The sequence below is a fragment of the Streptomyces sp. SDT5-1 genome (assembly GCF_052245995.1).
Lineage (GTDB): Bacteria > Actinomycetota > Actinomycetes > Streptomycetales > Streptomycetaceae > Streptomyces.
This window is the reverse complement of sequence record NZ_CM125963.1, coordinates 6,849,558-6,865,082: the sequence shown is the minus strand read 5'-3', so window position 1 is coordinate 6,865,082 and position 15,525 is coordinate 6,849,558. Positions and strand designations below refer to the sequence as shown.

9 protein-coding genes are annotated in these 15,525 nt (G+C 70.5%); 5 read left to right on the top strand and 4 right to left on the bottom strand.

What is annotated here, in order from left to right:
* Window positions 1-906, top strand: a complete 906-nt coding sequence (locus tag ACTWJ8_RS31390) for a polysaccharide deacetylase family protein (protein WP_356373772.1) — start codon at window positions 1-3, stop codon at window positions 904-906.
* 3 nt (window positions 907-909) lie between these two features.
* Here ACTWJ8_RS31390 and ACTWJ8_RS31385 read toward each other — a convergent pair whose 3' ends face one another.
* Window positions 910-2,166, bottom strand: coding sequence for a lipase family protein (locus ACTWJ8_RS31385; RefSeq protein WP_443260948.1), 1,257 nt, complete (start codon window positions 2,164-2,166; stop codon window positions 910-912).
* A gap of 300 nt (window positions 2,167-2,466) precedes the next feature.
* Here ACTWJ8_RS31385 and ACTWJ8_RS31380 point away from each other — a divergent pair, with 300 nt between their 5' ends.
* From ACTWJ8_RS31380 to ACTWJ8_RS31370, 3 genes are all read left to right on the top strand, one after another.
* The gene (locus tag ACTWJ8_RS31380; RefSeq protein WP_443260947.1) at window positions 2,467-5,337 is read left to right on the top strand and encodes a peroxidase family protein; all 2,871 of its coding nucleotides are present in this window, start codon (window positions 2,467-2,469) and stop codon (window positions 5,335-5,337) included.
* On the top strand, window positions 5,330-6,718 hold the full coding sequence (locus ACTWJ8_RS31375; RefSeq protein ID WP_443260946.1) for a hypothetical protein: 1,389 nt from the start codon (window positions 5,330-5,332) through the stop codon (window positions 6,716-6,718). The genes ACTWJ8_RS31380 and ACTWJ8_RS31375 overlap by 8 nt, the downstream gene beginning before the upstream one ends.
* Window positions 6,719-6,794: 76 nt before the next feature.
* Entirely contained in the window at window positions 6,795-7,931 is a 1,137-nt protein-coding gene (locus tag ACTWJ8_RS31370) for a serine hydrolase domain-containing protein (RefSeq protein WP_356373776.1), read from the top strand.
* Window positions 7,932-7,947: 16 nt separating this feature from the next.
* Here the strand turns inward: ACTWJ8_RS31370 and ACTWJ8_RS31365 are convergent, their stop codons facing one another.
* Complete coding sequence (locus tag ACTWJ8_RS31365; RefSeq protein WP_443260945.1) at window positions 7,948-10,137, bottom strand: MGH1-like glycoside hydrolase domain-containing protein; 2,190 nt, start codon at window positions 10,135-10,137, stop codon at window positions 7,948-7,950.
* Between the two features lie 137 nt (window positions 10,138-10,274).
* Here ACTWJ8_RS31365 and ACTWJ8_RS31360 point away from each other — a divergent pair, with 137 nt between their 5' ends.
* Window positions 10,275-12,923 carry a TIM-barrel domain-containing protein gene (locus ACTWJ8_RS31360; protein ID WP_443260944.1) on the top strand — a complete coding sequence of 883 codons (2,649 nt, stop codon included), beginning with the start codon at window positions 10,275-10,277 and terminating at the stop codon, window positions 12,921-12,923.
* A gap of 64 nt (window positions 12,924-12,987) precedes the next feature.
* Here the strand turns inward: ACTWJ8_RS31360 and qcrB are convergent, their stop codons facing one another.
* On the bottom strand, window positions 12,988-14,646 hold the full coding sequence (gene qcrB, locus ACTWJ8_RS31355) for a cytochrome bc1 complex cytochrome b subunit (protein WP_443260943.1): 1,659 nt from the start codon (window positions 14,644-14,646) through the stop codon (window positions 12,988-12,990).
* 101 nt (window positions 14,647-14,747) lie between these two features.
* Window positions 14,748-15,428, bottom strand: a complete 681-nt coding sequence (locus ACTWJ8_RS31350) for a FadR/GntR family transcriptional regulator (RefSeq protein WP_443260942.1) — start codon at window positions 15,426-15,428, stop codon at window positions 14,748-14,750.
* Between the last annotated feature and the right edge of the window lie 97 nt (window positions 15,429-15,525).

Here is a 15,525-nt window from a genome sequence, read left to right as displayed (position 1 = left end):
ATGCCCAAGAACATCCAGATCGCCCTCGGTGTCGACGTCGACGCGGTCGCCGGCTGGCTCGGCTCGTACGGCGGCCAGGACTCCCCGAACGACATCCAGCGCGGTGTCTTCGCCGGCGAGATCGGCACCCCCCGCCTGCTCAAGCTCTTCGAGCGCTACGGCATCCGCACCTCCTGGTTCATCCCCGGCCACTCCATCGAGACGTTCCCCGAGCAGACCCGGATGGTCGTCGAGGCCGGACACGAGATCGGCGCGCACGGCTACTCGCACGAGAACCCCATCGAGATGTCCCCCCAGCAGGAGGAGGACGTCCTCGCCAGGTCGGTCGAGCTGATCGAGCAGTTCACCGGGCGCGGCCCCAAGGGCTACGTCGCGCCCTGGTGGGAGATGTCCGAGTCGACGGCGGCCCTGCTGCACAAATACGGCTTCTCCTACGACCACTCGCAGAACTACCGGGACTTCACGCCCTTCTACGCCCGCGTCGGCGACTCCTGGACGAAGATCGACTACTCGGGCGACGCCAAGGACTGGATGAAGCCGCTCGTGCACGGCCACGAGGTGGACCTCGTCGAGTTCTGCGGCAACTGGTACGTCGACGACCTGCCGCCCATGATGTTCAACAAGCATGCGCACAACAGCCACGGATACGTGTCGCCGCGCGCCCTTGAGCAGGACTGGCGGGACCAGTTCGACTGGGTGCACCGCGAGCTGGACTACGCGGTGCTGCCGATCACCCTGCACCCCGACGTGTCGGGCCGCCCCAACGTGCTGCTGATGCTCGAGCGCTTCATCGAGTACGTCTCCGGGCACGAGGGCGTGTCGTTCGTGACGCTGGAGGACGCGGCGGACGAGTTCAGGCGCCGCTTCCCGTTCGAGGGCACGGAGCGGCCCGCCGACATGCGCTGACCCTCACCGCACGTCCCCGTACTCGCTCAACACCCCTTCCGGCGCCAGCGCGTTGACGTAGTGCGCCGGGCCGTGGTCGTCGAAGGAGTATTTGAAGGGGAGGGTGCGGGTCAGGGCGAGGCGGGCCGCGAAGAAGGCCAGGGGTGCGACGACCGCGAGGCCCGCGAGGCTGTCCATCTGGGGGTAGGGAAGGGCGGGTTCGACCCGTTCGACCCAGCCCTCCTCGCGGGCCCGGCCGGGGATCGCCGTCATCCGGGCGAGGCGTCGCAGCGGATTCGTCCCGGCGAGCAGGTCGCCCGGCAGGGCCGCCGCATCCGCCGCCGCGTCGGCCACCGCCGCGAACACGGCGTCCACGGCGCGCCGCGGCCTGCGGAAGTGGAACTCCCGGCCGAACGGGGCGTAGGGCCCGACCGGCCGCGGCGGCAGCGCGGGCACCACGTCGCGGTCGTAGATGTAGCGCAGGAGCCGGTCGCGCAGCAGGTGGGTGCCGTTGCTGTCGGCGGTGTCGGCGCAGGCGCGCGCCAGGTCGGGGCCGCCGAGCATCGGCTGTCCGAAGGTGTAGACGGCGCGCAGGCGGCGGGCGATGTGCGCGTAGCGGGGCTCGTGGACGAGGGTGACCGCCATCAGGGCGGCCATCGCGGCGCCGAGGCTGTGCCCGGTGATGTAGAGGGCTTCGAGGCCAGGCCCGCGGGTGCCGTGCTCGTCGGGATCGATGGACTCGCCGCGCAGGGCCCGCTCCAGGGCCTGGAGGACGAGGTACCGGGTGGCGCGCATGTTGCGGTAGAAGCCGGCGTGCACGGCGTAGTCCCTGCCGTCGAGGTCGACGGCGAGGGTCTCGGGGCGGACGTCGGCGTCCGTGAGGATGCTGATGATGTCCTCGGGCTGGGTGCCCCGGTAGCAGAGGATGGCGACGCGCCGGTCGGCGTCCTGGATCAGGTAGGCGGCGGAGGCGATGTACAGGGCGTCGACGCGCTGTTCGAAGACGCGGCAGCGGTTGCGTTCGAGGCCGAGCCGGGTCGCCATCATCGCGACGGTCTCCGCGTCCCCGCCCTGGTCGTGTCCCGCGTAGGAGTACGCGGACAGGGTCGCCATGGTGTGCGGAAGGACGCCCGCCGGATCGGGGTGCTCCTTGTCGTCGAGCAGCAGGAGCGGCAGGTCGGGGTGGACGGGAAAGGTGGTCCTGCCCGGCTCGACGAACGTGGGGGCCTTGAGGGGCCGCAGCTCGGCGAAGGCGGGTCCGTGCGCGATGGTGTGCCGCATGGCGCCTCCCGTAGCGGAGGCTGTGCAGCACACCACCGCCGGATGCCGCCGTCAAGGCGTCGCCGATCGGCCACGCGCGGGATCTGCGGGTGGGGCGGGTGAGGGGTGGGCGACGCGCGGTGCGGCCCTGCGGTCGGGGGTCCGCGCGCTGACAGGCACAAATCCCTTCACACGTACGGGAGTTCGTGTGCGCGGACATGGCGGGATCGGTCGCTGCGGCAGGTCCGAGGGCGCCGATAGCGTCGCTGCCCCTCCCCCTGAACGGACCTTCCCCACGTACCTTCGACAGGGACGGCAACGATGGCCGATAACGAACGTCAGCCACAGTACGAGCGGTACGAGGGCGGCAGTCCCGAGGCCGAACGCCTCGTGTTCGAGCGCCTTGCCCGCGAGATCATGAAGGTTCAGGTCGCGAACCGGCGGGCCAGTGGCGCCCAGGGTTTCGAGCGCGCCTTCCACGCCAAGGCCGCGCTCGGGGTGGAGAACGCCCGACTGCGGTTCAACGACGACCTGCCGGCCGCGCTGCGCGCCGGTTTCGCCCAGCCGGGCGCCGAGTACACGGCGACGGTTCGGCTCTCGAACGCGAGCGGGATGCGCGGGCCCGACGGGGCGCCCGATCTGCACGGCATCGCGGTGCGGGTGCGCACGACGTCCGACGAGAGCCACGATCTGCTGGCCACGTCGTTCCCGGTGTCGCACGCGGCGAACGCCCGCGAGTTCGTGGCGTTCGCCAAGGCGATGGCCGGGGCCCGCAATCCGCTCCAGAAGGCGTTCGGGCTCTTCGTGAAGCTGCCGCTGGCCGTCGGCCTCGGCACCGCGAACCGGATGCGCCGCAACGTCCAGGCGGCGACCCGCACCAAGGTCAACAGCCTGGCCCGGGAGACGTACTGGAGCCGCGGCGCCATGCTGTGGGGCGAGGCGGGCCCGGTCCGCTTCCTGCTGCGGCCCGCCGTGGGCGGCGGCCCCGAGCCGCGCCCCGACCGCCGCGACCCCAACTTCCTCCACCGCGAGCTGGCGCGCCGCCTCTCCCGCGGTGACGTCGCCTTCGACCTGTGCGTGCAGCGCTACGTCGACGAGCGGCGCACGCCCGTCGAGGACTGCTCGGTGGAGTGGAAGGAGGGGATCACGCCGCCGATCCCGGTGGCCCGGCTGACCGTGCCGAGCCAGGACATCACGACGGCGGAGGCCCGCTCGGCGGCACGGCGGGTGGACGACCTGTCGTTCAACCCCTGGTACACGACCGACGCGTTCCGCCCGCTGGGCAACCTGAACCGGGCCCGCAAGGCCGCGTACCGGGCGAGCAGCGCCCAGCGGCACGGCACCCGGTTCACGCCGCACGAGCCGCTCAGGAACCGGGTGCTCGGCGCGCCCGTGGGCCTCGCCTTCCGGATCCTGAACCGGTATGTACCGTGGCACCGGCTGCCGTTGGACCTGAGCCTGCTCAATCTGGTGTTCCTGCGGAAGGTGCTGCGCCGGCTGAACCTGATCGACACCGATGTGCGGGAGGCGCCGCCGAAGGCCGAGCCGGTGCCGGCCCCGATCGACGAGCGGCTGCGCACGGAGCGCTCCTACGACGGCTCGTACAACGATCTGTCGGAGCCGCGGATGGGCGCGGTGGGCGCGGCGTTCGGCCGCAACCTCAAGCCGGTGTTCCGGCCCGACCTGTTCGACACGCCGAACCCGGTGACGGTCAGCCGCAGCCTGCTGGCCCGCGAGTCCTTCGTCCCGGCGACGTCGCTGAACATCCTGGCGGCGGCGTGGATCCAGTTCCAGGTGCACGACTGGGTCAACCACGGCCGCTTCAAGACGGGCGACCGGGCGGTCGAGGTGCCGCTGCCGCCCGGCGGCGGTACGTGGGTGAACTCCCCCGGCGGGCCGGAGGAGAGCGTGATGCGGTTCGCCGAGAACGAGGGCATCGAGCTGCCGGGCAACAAGCCGCCGATCCTGTTCGGGAACACCGCCTCGCACTGGTGGGACGGCTCCGAGGTGTACGGCGGCGACGAGCAGACCGCGAAGCAGCTGCGCGAACCCGAGGGCGGGGCGCGCCTGTTGCTGGACGGCGGGCACATCCCGATCGACCGGACGGGCATCCCGATCACCGGGTTCAAGGACAACTGGTGGATGGGGCTCAGCGCGATGCACACCCTGTTCGCCCGCGAGCACAACGCGGTGTGCGACGCGCTGCGCGCCGAGTACCCGGCGATGAGCGAGGAGCGGATCTACCACACGGCGCGCCTGGTGGTGTCGGCGCTCATCGCGAAGATCCACACGGTGGAGTGGACGCCGGCGATCCTCGCGACGAAGACCATCGACATCGGCCTGCGCACCAACTGGGAGGGCCCGCCGAAGAGTTGGCTCAACCAGCTGGGCCTGTGGCTGCTCGAATCGCACTCCCTGACCGGCATCCCGAAGACGATGCCGGACCACCACGGCGCCCCGTACTCGCTGACGGAGGACTTCGTCACCGTGTACCGGATGCACCCGCTGATCCCGGACGACTACGAGCTGCGCGAGCACCGCTTCGGGCAGCGCCTTGAGACGCTCGGGTTCCACGACATCCAGGGCGCGGCCGCCGAGAGCCAGATCCGCAAGACGGGCCTGGCGGACACCCTGTACTCGTTCGGCATCGCCAACCCGGGCGCGATCACGCTGCACAACTTCCCGAAGGCGCTCACGCACTTCCAGCGCGACGGCGACATCATCGACCTGTCGGTGGTCGACCTGGTGCGCACCCGCAGGCGCGGCGTGCCCCGCTACAACGACTTCCGCGCGGGCCTGCACAAGGAGCGCATCCGCCGCTTCGAGGACCTGACGCAGGAGCCGGAGACCCTCGCCCGCCTGAAGGAGGTGTACCGGGACGTCGACGAGATCGACACCGTCGTCGGCCTGTTCGCGGAGAACCCGCCCACCGGCTTCGGCTTCTCCGACACCGCGTTCCGGATCTTCATCCTGATGGCGACGCGGCGGCTGCAGAGCGACCGCTTCCTCACCGTCGACTACCGCCCGGAGATCTACACGCCGCTCGGCATGGACTGGGTGGAGAAGGGCGGCATGAAGTCCGTGATCCTGCGGCACTGCCCGGACCTGGCGAGCCTGCTGCCGCGCGACGCGAGCGCGTTCGCGCCGTGGCGTCCGGTGCCGCCGGCGGAGAACGGGGGCGAGCATGGCTGACGCCCACTCCGGTCACCAGGGGCTCGACGATCTGCTCGCGCGCCCGCTCCTGAAGACGATCTGGCACCGCCGCACCCACCGGGTCTCCCGCGGCGCGTCGGTGCCGGCCGGGTCGATGAGCCACCGCTCCAAGCACGAGCCGCAGCCGCTCAGCGCTCTTGAGGAGGCGCTGCTCATCGCGGTGACGGGCTCGACGGGCCTGACGATGCCGGACCGTCCCTTCGAGGACCCGCGCGACGGCAAGCCCATCATGTCCAAGCCGAACCTGACGATGACGGGCCGCACCGCGGGCAGCCCCGACAACGCGCAGGGCACGCACTTCTTCCTGATCAACGACAGCGGTACGTACTTCCTGCGCAGGCTGCCGCCCGCCCCGCACGAGCCGTTCACCGCGCAGGCCCTCGTCGAGCGGGCCGAGCAGGCGAAGGTGAAGGTCCTCGACCACCGCCTGGACGTGGCGGAGGGGCTGCGCGACTTCCCCGCGTACCTGGACTCGAACCGGTTCCTGTCGAACCTGCCGGGCACGACGGTCCTCTTCCCGGTCGTCGACCTGTCGCACCAGTACATCAACGCCCTGATGTATCTGCTGACGCAGCCGGACGGGGCCCGCCCCACCTTCGTCGACGACCGCAATCTGTACCGGGCGGCGGGCGTGAAGAAGTGGGTGGACAACGGGTTCCTCAACAAGGACCTGAAGCTGCCGCTGGGCGCGCTGGGCCCTATGCGCACGCAGATCGAGGCGGACCTGCTGCTGCAGACGGTGATGCTGACGGCGGAGGGCATGGGCCTCGGCGCCTGGATCCACGCCTCCATCAACCCGGCGATCGCCCTCGGCGACCCCAAGTTCTCGAAGACGTACGGGAGGATGCTCGGCTTCACGTTCGTGACGCCGCGCTGGCGGCTGCCCGACCTGTGGCGCTGGCACGTCCCGCTGCCGAAGTACGCGAACCTGCGCTCGCATCCGGTGGGCCTCGCCGACCCGGCGACCGGCGGACCACTGATCGCCGCGGCCTGCCCGCCCGCGCACGCTTCCATGTCGGACGCGGTCGACGCCGTGGTCGACGCGAAGTTCGGCACCGGCGGCACGTACAGCGACAAGGACGTCTTCGCCCGCATCTACAAGGAGGACTACGGTCAGCGCTATCTCGCGGAGGCCAGCGAGTACGACGAGCGGGTCATTGAGTGCGCCCGCGACGTGTGCACGTACATCCTGGCCACGCACCGCCGCTTCCCCGCGCACACGGACGCCATCCATGTGCCGGGCGTGTGGCTCCAGGCCCACCACGTGGAGGGCGAGTACTACGAGCGCTTCTTCACGGACGGGCTCACCGACGCCCACCGCGCGCACGACACGCTGTGGGACGGGGAGCCGATGAGTTGAGTCGGTCCGGGCGGTCTTCCTCTGTACGCTCACGCGCACGACGGCACCGCACCCGTACGCATTGGAGGATCGCCCGATGACCGAGAGCACCGGCCTGACCGACGTCCTGTCCCCGCACGTGTCGAAGGGACCCGTGCCGGGCGCCGTGGGGCTCGTGGCGCGCGGCGACCGGGTCGAGGTGGCGGCGGTCGGCCACGCCGACACCGAGGGGACCACGCCGCTGGCCCGCGACTCCATCTTCCGGATCGCGTCGATCACCAAGCCGATCGTGGCGGCGGCCCTGATGACGCTCGTCGACGAGGGCCGCATCGCCCTGGACTCGCCGATCTCGCACTGGCTGCCTGAGCTGGCCGCGCCGAACGTGGTGCGCGATCCGGCGGGCCCGATCGAGGACGTGATCCCGGCGGCCCGGCCGATCACGGTCGAGGACCTGCTGACGTTCCGGGCCGGCTGGGGCTTCCCCTCCGACTTCTCGCTCCCGGCCGTGCAGCCGCTCTTCGCGCTGATGGACCCGCACCACCCGCAGCGGGTGCCCGAGCCGGACACCTGGCTGGCCTCGCTGGCCGGGGTGCCGCTGCTCCACCAGCCGGGCGAGGTGTGGCTCTACAACGCGTGCTCGGACATCCAGGGCGTGCTCATCTCCCGGATGACGAGCGATTCGCTGCCCGACTTCCTCGCCGAGCGGATCTTCGAGCCGCTGGGCATGACGGACACCGGCTTCGAGGTGCCGGCCGCCAAGCGTGACCGCTTCACCAGCTTCTACGTGCCCACGCCCGAGGGCGGCGCCGAGCTCGTCGACACCCCGGACGGCGACTGGAGCGGCCTGCCCGCGTTCCCCTCCGGCGCGGGCGGGCTCGTCTCCACGGTCGACGACTGGCACGCGTTCGCCCGCATGCTGCTCGACGGCGGCGGCTCCGTGCTCTCCGCCGACGCGGTGCGGCAGATGACGACGGACCATCTGACGGCTGAACAGCGCGCGGCCAGCGGCCTGTTCACCGAGGGCGAGGGCTGGGGCTACGGCGGCTCGGTCGACGTCACCCGCACCCACCCCTACAACGTGCCGGGCCGCTACGGCTGGGTCGGCGGCACCGGCACGGCCGCCCACCTCACCCCGTCGACCGGCACGGTGTCGGTCCTGATGACCCACCTGGGCATGACGGGCCCGACGCCGCCGCAGATCATGCGGGACTTCTGGACGTACGCCGCGTCCTGAAAGCCGGGAGCCCCGGCTACTTCTCTCCCGACAGGATCGGCAGCAGCAGCGCCGCCGACCAGCTGAAGTTGGGCGAGTTGAGCGGGGCACCGGTCAGCGGGTCATAGTTCTCCTGGATCGGGCGGTCGCCGGTGAGGCCCTTCGTGTGCGTGAGGAGCTTCGCGGTGAGGTCGTCGGCGTCCTTGGCGTAACCGTAGCGGCGCAGGCCGCTGAGGGCGACGTAGGCGTGGTCGAACCAGACGGGGCCGCGCCAGTAGGCCGTCGCGTCGAAGTACGGGGACGCCTTGGAGACGGTCGGGAACGGCACGTGGGTGGCGAACTCCCCGGGGTCCGTGAGGCGTTGGCGCACGCGGGCGGCCTGTGCCTCGCTCGCCGCGCCGGTCCACAGCGGGACCGCGCCCTCGATGCCGCGGCCCCGGTCGCTGAGCGGGGCGCCGTCCTTGAGGCCGATGTCGTGGAACCAGCCGTCGGCCGGGTCGTAGAACTTGGCGCGCACGGCAGCGCTGGTGGCCTCGGACTTGGCGCGCCACTTCGCGGCCTCGCCCGGCCGTCCGACGGCGTCGGCGATGCGGGCCAGGTAGGTCTGGTCCTGGGCGAGATACGCGTTGAGGTCGACGGACTCCTGGGTCAGCGAGTAGCCGAGCAGGGTGCCGTCGGCGGCGCGGTTGGCGACGACGGAGGTGCCGAGTTTCGCGTCGAAGCGCGGCGCGTTGTCGAGTCCGCTCTCCCACGCGGCGGCGAGCCTGCGTTCCTCGGTGGAGTCGTTGGCGGGGTCGACGGTGGCACCGTACTCGGCGAGCCCGTCGTGGTCGTGGTCCCGGTTGCGGTACCACCAGGCCTGGTAGGCGGCGAGCTTCGGGTACAGCTCGCGCAGGAAGGCCCGGTCGCCGCTCCCGCGGTACGTCTCCCAGACGGCCCAACTCGCCATCGGAGGCTTGGAGTTGCGCTCGTTCCAGTTGCCGCCGCCGCGCTCGGGATCGTTGTAGAAGAGGGCGTCGGGCACCATCCCCGCGTCCTGCGGCCGCTCCTTGTCGTCGGCGGTGATCTGCCAGTCGAACATGGACCGGATCTGCGACTGCGCGAGCCGCGGGTAGAAGCGGGCGGTGCCGACGGCCTGCTTCCAGCTGTCCCAGGCCCACAGCCCGCCGGTGAACCACTTGTACGAGATGGAGGGCGTCACGCCGTCGTGCTTCAACCGCCCCGCGGCGGAACGCCAGTTGCCGACGAGCGTCTCCAACGCCTTCACGGCGGTGCGCCGCCGCTCGACGGGCACCCCGCGCGTGACCCCGGCGACATACCGTTCCCAGCGGTCGTCCCCCGCGGCGACATACGCGTCCGGCGCGGCGAGCACGGCCCGCGCCCGGCGCGCCTCACGGCTGCGCTCGGCGTCGGTGAAGGTGTACGACTCGGCCCAGTCGAAGCGCCGCACACCACCCGGCGCGATCCGCACCGGCGCCGCGCTCTCGGTCCGGTACCGGTCCCCCTCGACGGTGGTCCGCACGGGCTCCTTGTGCGTGACCTCGAAGCGTTCGGTGCCGTCGGTGAGGTAGTCCCACTTCTCGCGCACCTTGGCGAAGTCGACGCCGACGCCGTGCGCGGTGGCCTTCAGCGAGGGCGCGTCCCGCATCGGCGTCTTCTCCGGCCGCAGCAGACTCCCGCTCCACTCGGCGCCCAACGTCCGCGCCACGGACCCGCTGTTCCGCACCTCGGCCCGCACCAGCGCACTCCGGTCGGTGGCGAACCGCAGCTCGAGCCGGAGCGTGAGCCCGCGCCCGAGGTCGTACGACTCCACCAGCCGCCCCGGCTCCGAGGTGAACCTGGGCGCATCCCCGGCGTCCAGGGCGAGCTCCCGCCCGCCTTCGGTGAGCCGCATCCGGCTGAACGCCTTGCTCAGCCACCACGGGTACTCCTGCGCGATGTAGAGCGGCCCGCTGAACCCTCCGTACGCCGCGCGATCCCCGACCTCCGGCAACGCGTACGCGTGCCAGGCCCCGCGGTCCGAGAACGTGCTGATGGGGTTGTTGTCCTCGTCGTCGCCGGGGAGGGCGGCCTGCGGGGTGCCGTGCAGGTCGAGGACGTCGGAGTAGTCCGGGGCGGGTCTCGGCGCGGCGGAGACGGACGGCGCGGCGAGGCCGGCGCTTCCGACGAGCAGCAGGGCGGCGAGGACGGCGCGGGTGGGGCGGTGTGCGTACGGACGGACGGTCACGACAGGGCACCTCCTGTTGACATGAACCTGCGCGAGCGGGATCTTCAACCCTGACTCTGTGCGCAATCCTGCACGCGCGCAAGGAGTTTCAAGCACAAGTAAACAATGGCCGGTCGTTCTGAGCGGAGACGCACCTCATGCGAAGACTGCACCAAAGGCAACCCCATCGAAGAGCCCGCGCCCTGGCCGCATGGACCACCGCGGCCCTCGCCGCGGCGCTGCTCGCCGCGCCCGCGCATCAGGCGGGCGCCGCCACCCCGCGCAGCGGCGTGCTCGACGCCGAGCACAAGAGCGTCACCTGGCAGAGCCCGACCTATCCGGCCGGCACGGTCGACGACCCGAAGAAGTGTCCGGCGCCTGCCGACGATCCGGACGGGAAGACCTGCGACCGCTTCGACCTCACGGTGTCGGTTCCTGACGGGTACTGGAGCGACAACCCCGAAGGCGGGGTGCCGGTGTCGATCGAGTGGGCGAAGCAGCCCAGCGACGACTTCGACATGTACATCTACGACGACGCGGGCAAGCAGGTGGCGTCGAGCGCGGGCACGGCCGACCCCGAGGCGACCGTCATCCCGAAGGCCGACGGCACGTACCACGTGGTGGTCGTCCCGTACGACGTGCACGACAACTCGTTCGTCGGCCGGGCGTATCTGCCGGAGACCACCGACGCGGGGGACCTGACGTCCTTCGGGCGCGACGGTGACGGGTACGCGATCGCCGCCGGGGGACTCGCCGCGCGGGCCGAGTTCCTGAAGGGGGGTCAACTGCACCTCCAGGCAGACCCGTCGGGGAAGTTCAGCGATCCCGCCGCCGGGCAGATCGTGCGGAAGAAGCCGGCCGTCGACACGCGTACGACCTCGTTCGACGCCGGTTCCTACTACGGCATCCGGTCCGCCGACGCCGTCCTGCGCGTCTACAAGAAGCCGCTGCGCTTCGGCCTCTACAAGGCGGACGACAGGACACGGATCTGGCAGGAGGACCGGCCGCTGCGCTGGTCGACCGGCGGGATGCGGCAGAGCCTGGAGCGCGGCACCGACGAGCAGTTCTTCGGCGGCGGCGAGCAGAACGGCTCGTTCTCGCACCGCGACAAGACCGTGTACGTCGCCAACAACACGAACTGGAACGAGGGCGGCTACCCCAACTCCCAGCCGTTCTATCTGTCTTCGGCCGGGTACGGGGTCTACCGCAACACCTTCGCGCCCGGCGTCTACGACTTCGGTCCGTCGGTGCACACCGGGCAGCAGGAGCGTCGCCTCGACGCCTATTACTTCCTCGGTGACGCCAAGAAGGTCATCGGCAAGTACACCGCTCTGGTCGGCAGGCCGTTCATGCCGCCCGTCTACGGCCTCGAGCCCGGCGACGCGGACTGCTATCTGCACAACGCCAACCAGGGCGAGCGGCACACCCTCGACTCGCTGAAGGTCGCCGACAAGTACGTCGAGAACCAGATGCCGCTGGGCTGGATGCTCGTCAACGACGGCTACGGCTGCGGCTACGAGAACCTGGCCGAGACCGCCAAGGGCCTCCAGGACCGCGACGCCCAGCTCGGCCTGTGGACGCAGGACGGCATCGACAAGCTCGCCGACCAGGTGAAGGCCGGGCAGCGCGTCGCCAAGCTCGACGTCGCCTGGGTCGGCAACGGCTACGGGATGGCCCTCGACGCCTGCGACAAAGCGAAGGCCGGCATCGAGGACAACAGCGATGCCCGCGGCTTCGTGTGGATGCCGGTGTCCTGGGCGGGCGCGCAGCGCTGCGCGGTGCTCTGGTCCGGCGACCAGAAACTGTCGTGGGACTTCGTCCGTTGGCAGATCCCGACGTACGCGGGCGCCACGATGTCCGGCATCGCCTACAACACCGGTGACATCGGTTCCATCTACGCGCACGACGCGAAGATGTACGCGCGTGACCTCCAGGCCAAGACGTTCCTGCCGGCCGTCATGACGATGGACGGCTGGGCCCGCGACCTCACCACCGGCGAGAAGATCAACCAGCAGCCGTGGGTGGACGGCGAGCCGTACCGCTCCATCAACCGTAAGTATCTGCAGCTGCGCGAGCGGCTGATGCCGTATCTGTACACGCTCGCCAAGCAGGCCGCAGACACCGGCGTCGGCGGGGTGCGGCCGCTGTGGCTGGAGTACCCGAAGGACGCCAACACCCTGGGCGCGCAGGCGAAGTACGAGTACTTGGCGGGCGACGACTTCCTGGTCGCGCCGGTCTACAAGGACGCGGACACCCGCGACGGCATCTACCTGCCGAAGGGCACGTGGACGGACTACTGGACGGGCAAGCGGTACAAGGGCCCGACCACGATCGACGGCTACCACGCGCCGATCGACACGCTCCCGCTCTTCGTGAAGTCCGGTGCGATCGTGCCGATGTGGCCCAAGGGCACCACGTCGTGGAAGACCCGCGACAAGGGGCAGCTCGGCTATGACGTCCACGCGTCCGAGCCGGGGCACGGCTCGTACACGCTGTACGAGGACGACGGTGTCACCCGCGAGTTCAAGGACGGCGCGTCGGCCACGCAGCACGTGACCGTCGACACCGACAAGCGGCACACCACCGTCATCAACGTCGGTGCCAGCAAGGGAAGTTACGCGGGCAAGCCCGGCGAGCGCGCGTACACCTTCACCGTGCACGGCGACGACGCTCCCGCGCACGTCTCCGTGAACGGGCGTCCGCTGCCCGCGCGTTCATGGTCGTACGACGAGAAGACCCACGTGACGACGGTCCGCACGGCGAAGCTGTCGACGGACAAGGCGTTCACGGTACGGCTGAGTGGCTGACGGCTGACTGACTCACGGCTGACCGCGAGGGGCCGGTCCGTGCGCGGGCCGGCCCCTCCCGACCTCAGTCCACCCGCTCCGACTCGTGCCAGCCCGCGTGCAGCGCCCGGTACTCCTCGGGCGTCGCCTTCGGGACGTACGTGCCGGGGCCGAACATCGCCTTCGCGAGCCGCGCCCGCACCCTCTGGCGGACGGTGAACTTGCGCTCCACGCCGTTCTCGTCGAAGCGCGGCCCCAACTCGTAGGGCTTGGGCTGCTCGTGCGCGTTGAGGGTGTAGAGCTCGGCGCGCGTGAGCGGCTCGTGGACCTCGACGTACTCGCCGTGCGGCAGCCGCTTGATCTGCCCGGACTCGCGTCCGTGCAGCGCCTTGTCGCGGTCACGGTGCTGGAGGCCCTGGCAGATGCGTTTGGTGACGACGAACGCGACGACCGGCACGACGAAGAAGCTGATGCGCACGAACCACGTGATGGCGTTGATCGACAGATGCAGTTTGGTGGCGACGATGTCGTTGCCGCCGCCGATGAGCAGCACCCCGTACAGCGACAGCCAGGCCACGCCGATGCCGGTCCTGACCGGCTTGTTGCGCGGGCGGTCGGCCGTGTGGTGCTCACGCTTGTCCCCGGTGATCCACGCCTCCAGGAACGGGTACACCGCCATGAACGACAGGATCAGCGGGAACAGCGTGAACGGGATGAAGACGCCCAACTCCAGTGTGTGGCCCCACGCGTTGACCTCCCACGCGGGCATCACACGGATCAGCCCCTCGGAGAAACCGAGGTACCAGTCGGGTTGCGCGCCCGTGGTGACGAGGTCGGGCCGGTAGGGCCCGAACGCCCACACCGGGTTGATGGTGGCGACCGCGCCGAGCAGCGCGAGGACGCCGAAGACGAGGAAGAAGAAGCCGCCCGCCTTCGCCACGTAGATGGGGAAGAAGGGCGCTCCGATGACCTTCTTCTCGCTGCGGCCGGGCCCCGCGAACTGCGTGTGCTTGTGGTAGAAGACCAGGATCAGATGGAGCGCCACCAGGCCCAGCATGATGCCCGGCAGCAGCAGGATGTGGATCGGATAGAGCCGGGAGATGAAGTCGTCGCCGGGGAACTCGCCGCCGAACAGGAACATCGCCAGGTACGTGCCCACGATCGGCACCGAGAGCACGGCGCCCTGCGCGAACTTGAGGCCGGTGCCGGACAGCAGGTCGTCGGGGAGCGAGTAGCCGGTCAGGCCGGTGATGATGCCGAGGAACAGCAGGGTCCAGCCGAACAGCCAGTTCAGCTCGCGCGGCTTGCGGAACGCGCCGGTGAAGAAGACGCGCATCATGTGCACCGTCATGCCGGCGACGAAGACCAGCGCCGACCAGTGGTGGATCTGCCGGATCAGGAGTCCGCCGCGCACGTCGAAGCTGATGTGCACCGTCGACTCGTACGCCTGGGTCATCGTGATGCCCTTGAGCGGTACGTACGTGCCGTCGTAGACGACTTCCTGGGTACTGGGGTCGAAGAAGAAGGTGAGGAAGACGCCGGTGAGGATGAGGATGACGAAGCTGTAGAGGCAGACCTCACCGAGCATGAAGGACCAGTGGTCGGGAAAGACCTTGCGCATCTGGGACTTGGCCAGTTGGTAGATCCCCAGCCGGCCGTCCGCCCAGTCGGCGAGGCGTTCGCCGGACCGCGGAGGATCGGGGCGACGCCCGTCGCCCCCGGTGCGCTCGCTGCCATCGCTCATGCGACTCCCCCTCAGGGCCGTTGAGGCTGACGTCAGGGTAGAGCGCGCGGCGGTGCCCCCGACAGAGGGCGACATACGGTCAATTGTCGGCGTGGGTCGGCTTATTGATCGTCCGTCATCCGCTCCATCGCCGACTCCACCGTCCGCGTGTGCGCCCACGCCGCCTCGGCGGCGGCCTCCGGGTCGCGGCGCGCGATGGCGTCGGCCAGGTCGTCGTGGGAGCTCGCGCCGAGCGGTTCGGGGGTCCAGCTCGGGAGCAGCGAGGCGACACTGTCCCGCACCGACTCGACGATGCTCTCGTACAACTCCGTCATCAGCGGGTTTCCGCTGGCGGCGACGACGGCGCGATGGAACTCGACGTCCTTCTCGACGTACGCGGCCAGGTCGCCGCTCTCCTCGGCGCGGCGGCGGGCGAGCAGGGCGGAGAGGATGCGGGCGAGGTCGTCCTCGCCGCGGTGCGACGCGGCGGCGGGGGCCGCTTCGCGTTCGAGGGCGAGGCGGACCTGGAGGACGTGCTTCAACTCGGCGCGGCGCAGGCGGCGTTGGAGGGCGGCGTTGAGGTCGCTGGCGGCGCGCACATAAGTGCCGTCGCCACGGCGGGCCTCCAGGAGCCCTGTGTGGCACAGGGCCCGGACGGCCTCCCGCACGGTGTTGCGCCCCACACCGAGGTCGTCGACGAGCTGCCCCTCCGCGGGGATGCGGTCGCCCACGGCCCACTCGCCGCTCTCGATGCTCCGCTCGATCCGGCCGATGGTGCGCTGGACCAGGGTGGGTGTGGGCACGGTGCGGCCTTCCTCGCGGGCGGGGTGTCTCCTGCAGACGGAAGCAAAAATATCCCATGTTTCCCCAGGCACGCCAGTCCACTTTGCGGCATTTCAT

Coding starts and splice junctions, on each gene's coding strand:
- ACTWJ8_RS31390 (WP_356373772.1), top strand. CDS start 1: ATGCCCAAGAACATCCAGATCGCCCTCGGTGTCGACGTCGACGCGGTC.
- ACTWJ8_RS31385 (WP_443260948.1), bottom strand. CDS start 2,166: ATGCGGCACACCATCGCGCACGGACCCGCCTTCGCCGAGCTGCGGCCC.
- ACTWJ8_RS31380 (WP_443260947.1), top strand. CDS start 2,467: ATGGCCGATAACGAACGTCAGCCACAGTACGAGCGGTACGAGGGCGGC.
- ACTWJ8_RS31375 (WP_443260946.1), top strand. CDS start 5,330: ATGGCTGACGCCCACTCCGGTCACCAGGGGCTCGACGATCTGCTCGCG.
- ACTWJ8_RS31370 (WP_356373776.1), top strand. CDS start 6,795: ATGACCGAGAGCACCGGCCTGACCGACGTCCTGTCCCCGCACGTGTCG.
- ACTWJ8_RS31360 (WP_443260944.1), top strand. CDS start 10,275: ATGCGAAGACTGCACCAAAGGCAACCCCATCGAAGAGCCCGCGCCCTG.
- qcrB (WP_443260943.1), bottom strand. CDS start 14,646: ATGAGCGATGGCAGCGAGCGCACCGGGGGCGACGGGCGTCGCCCCGAT.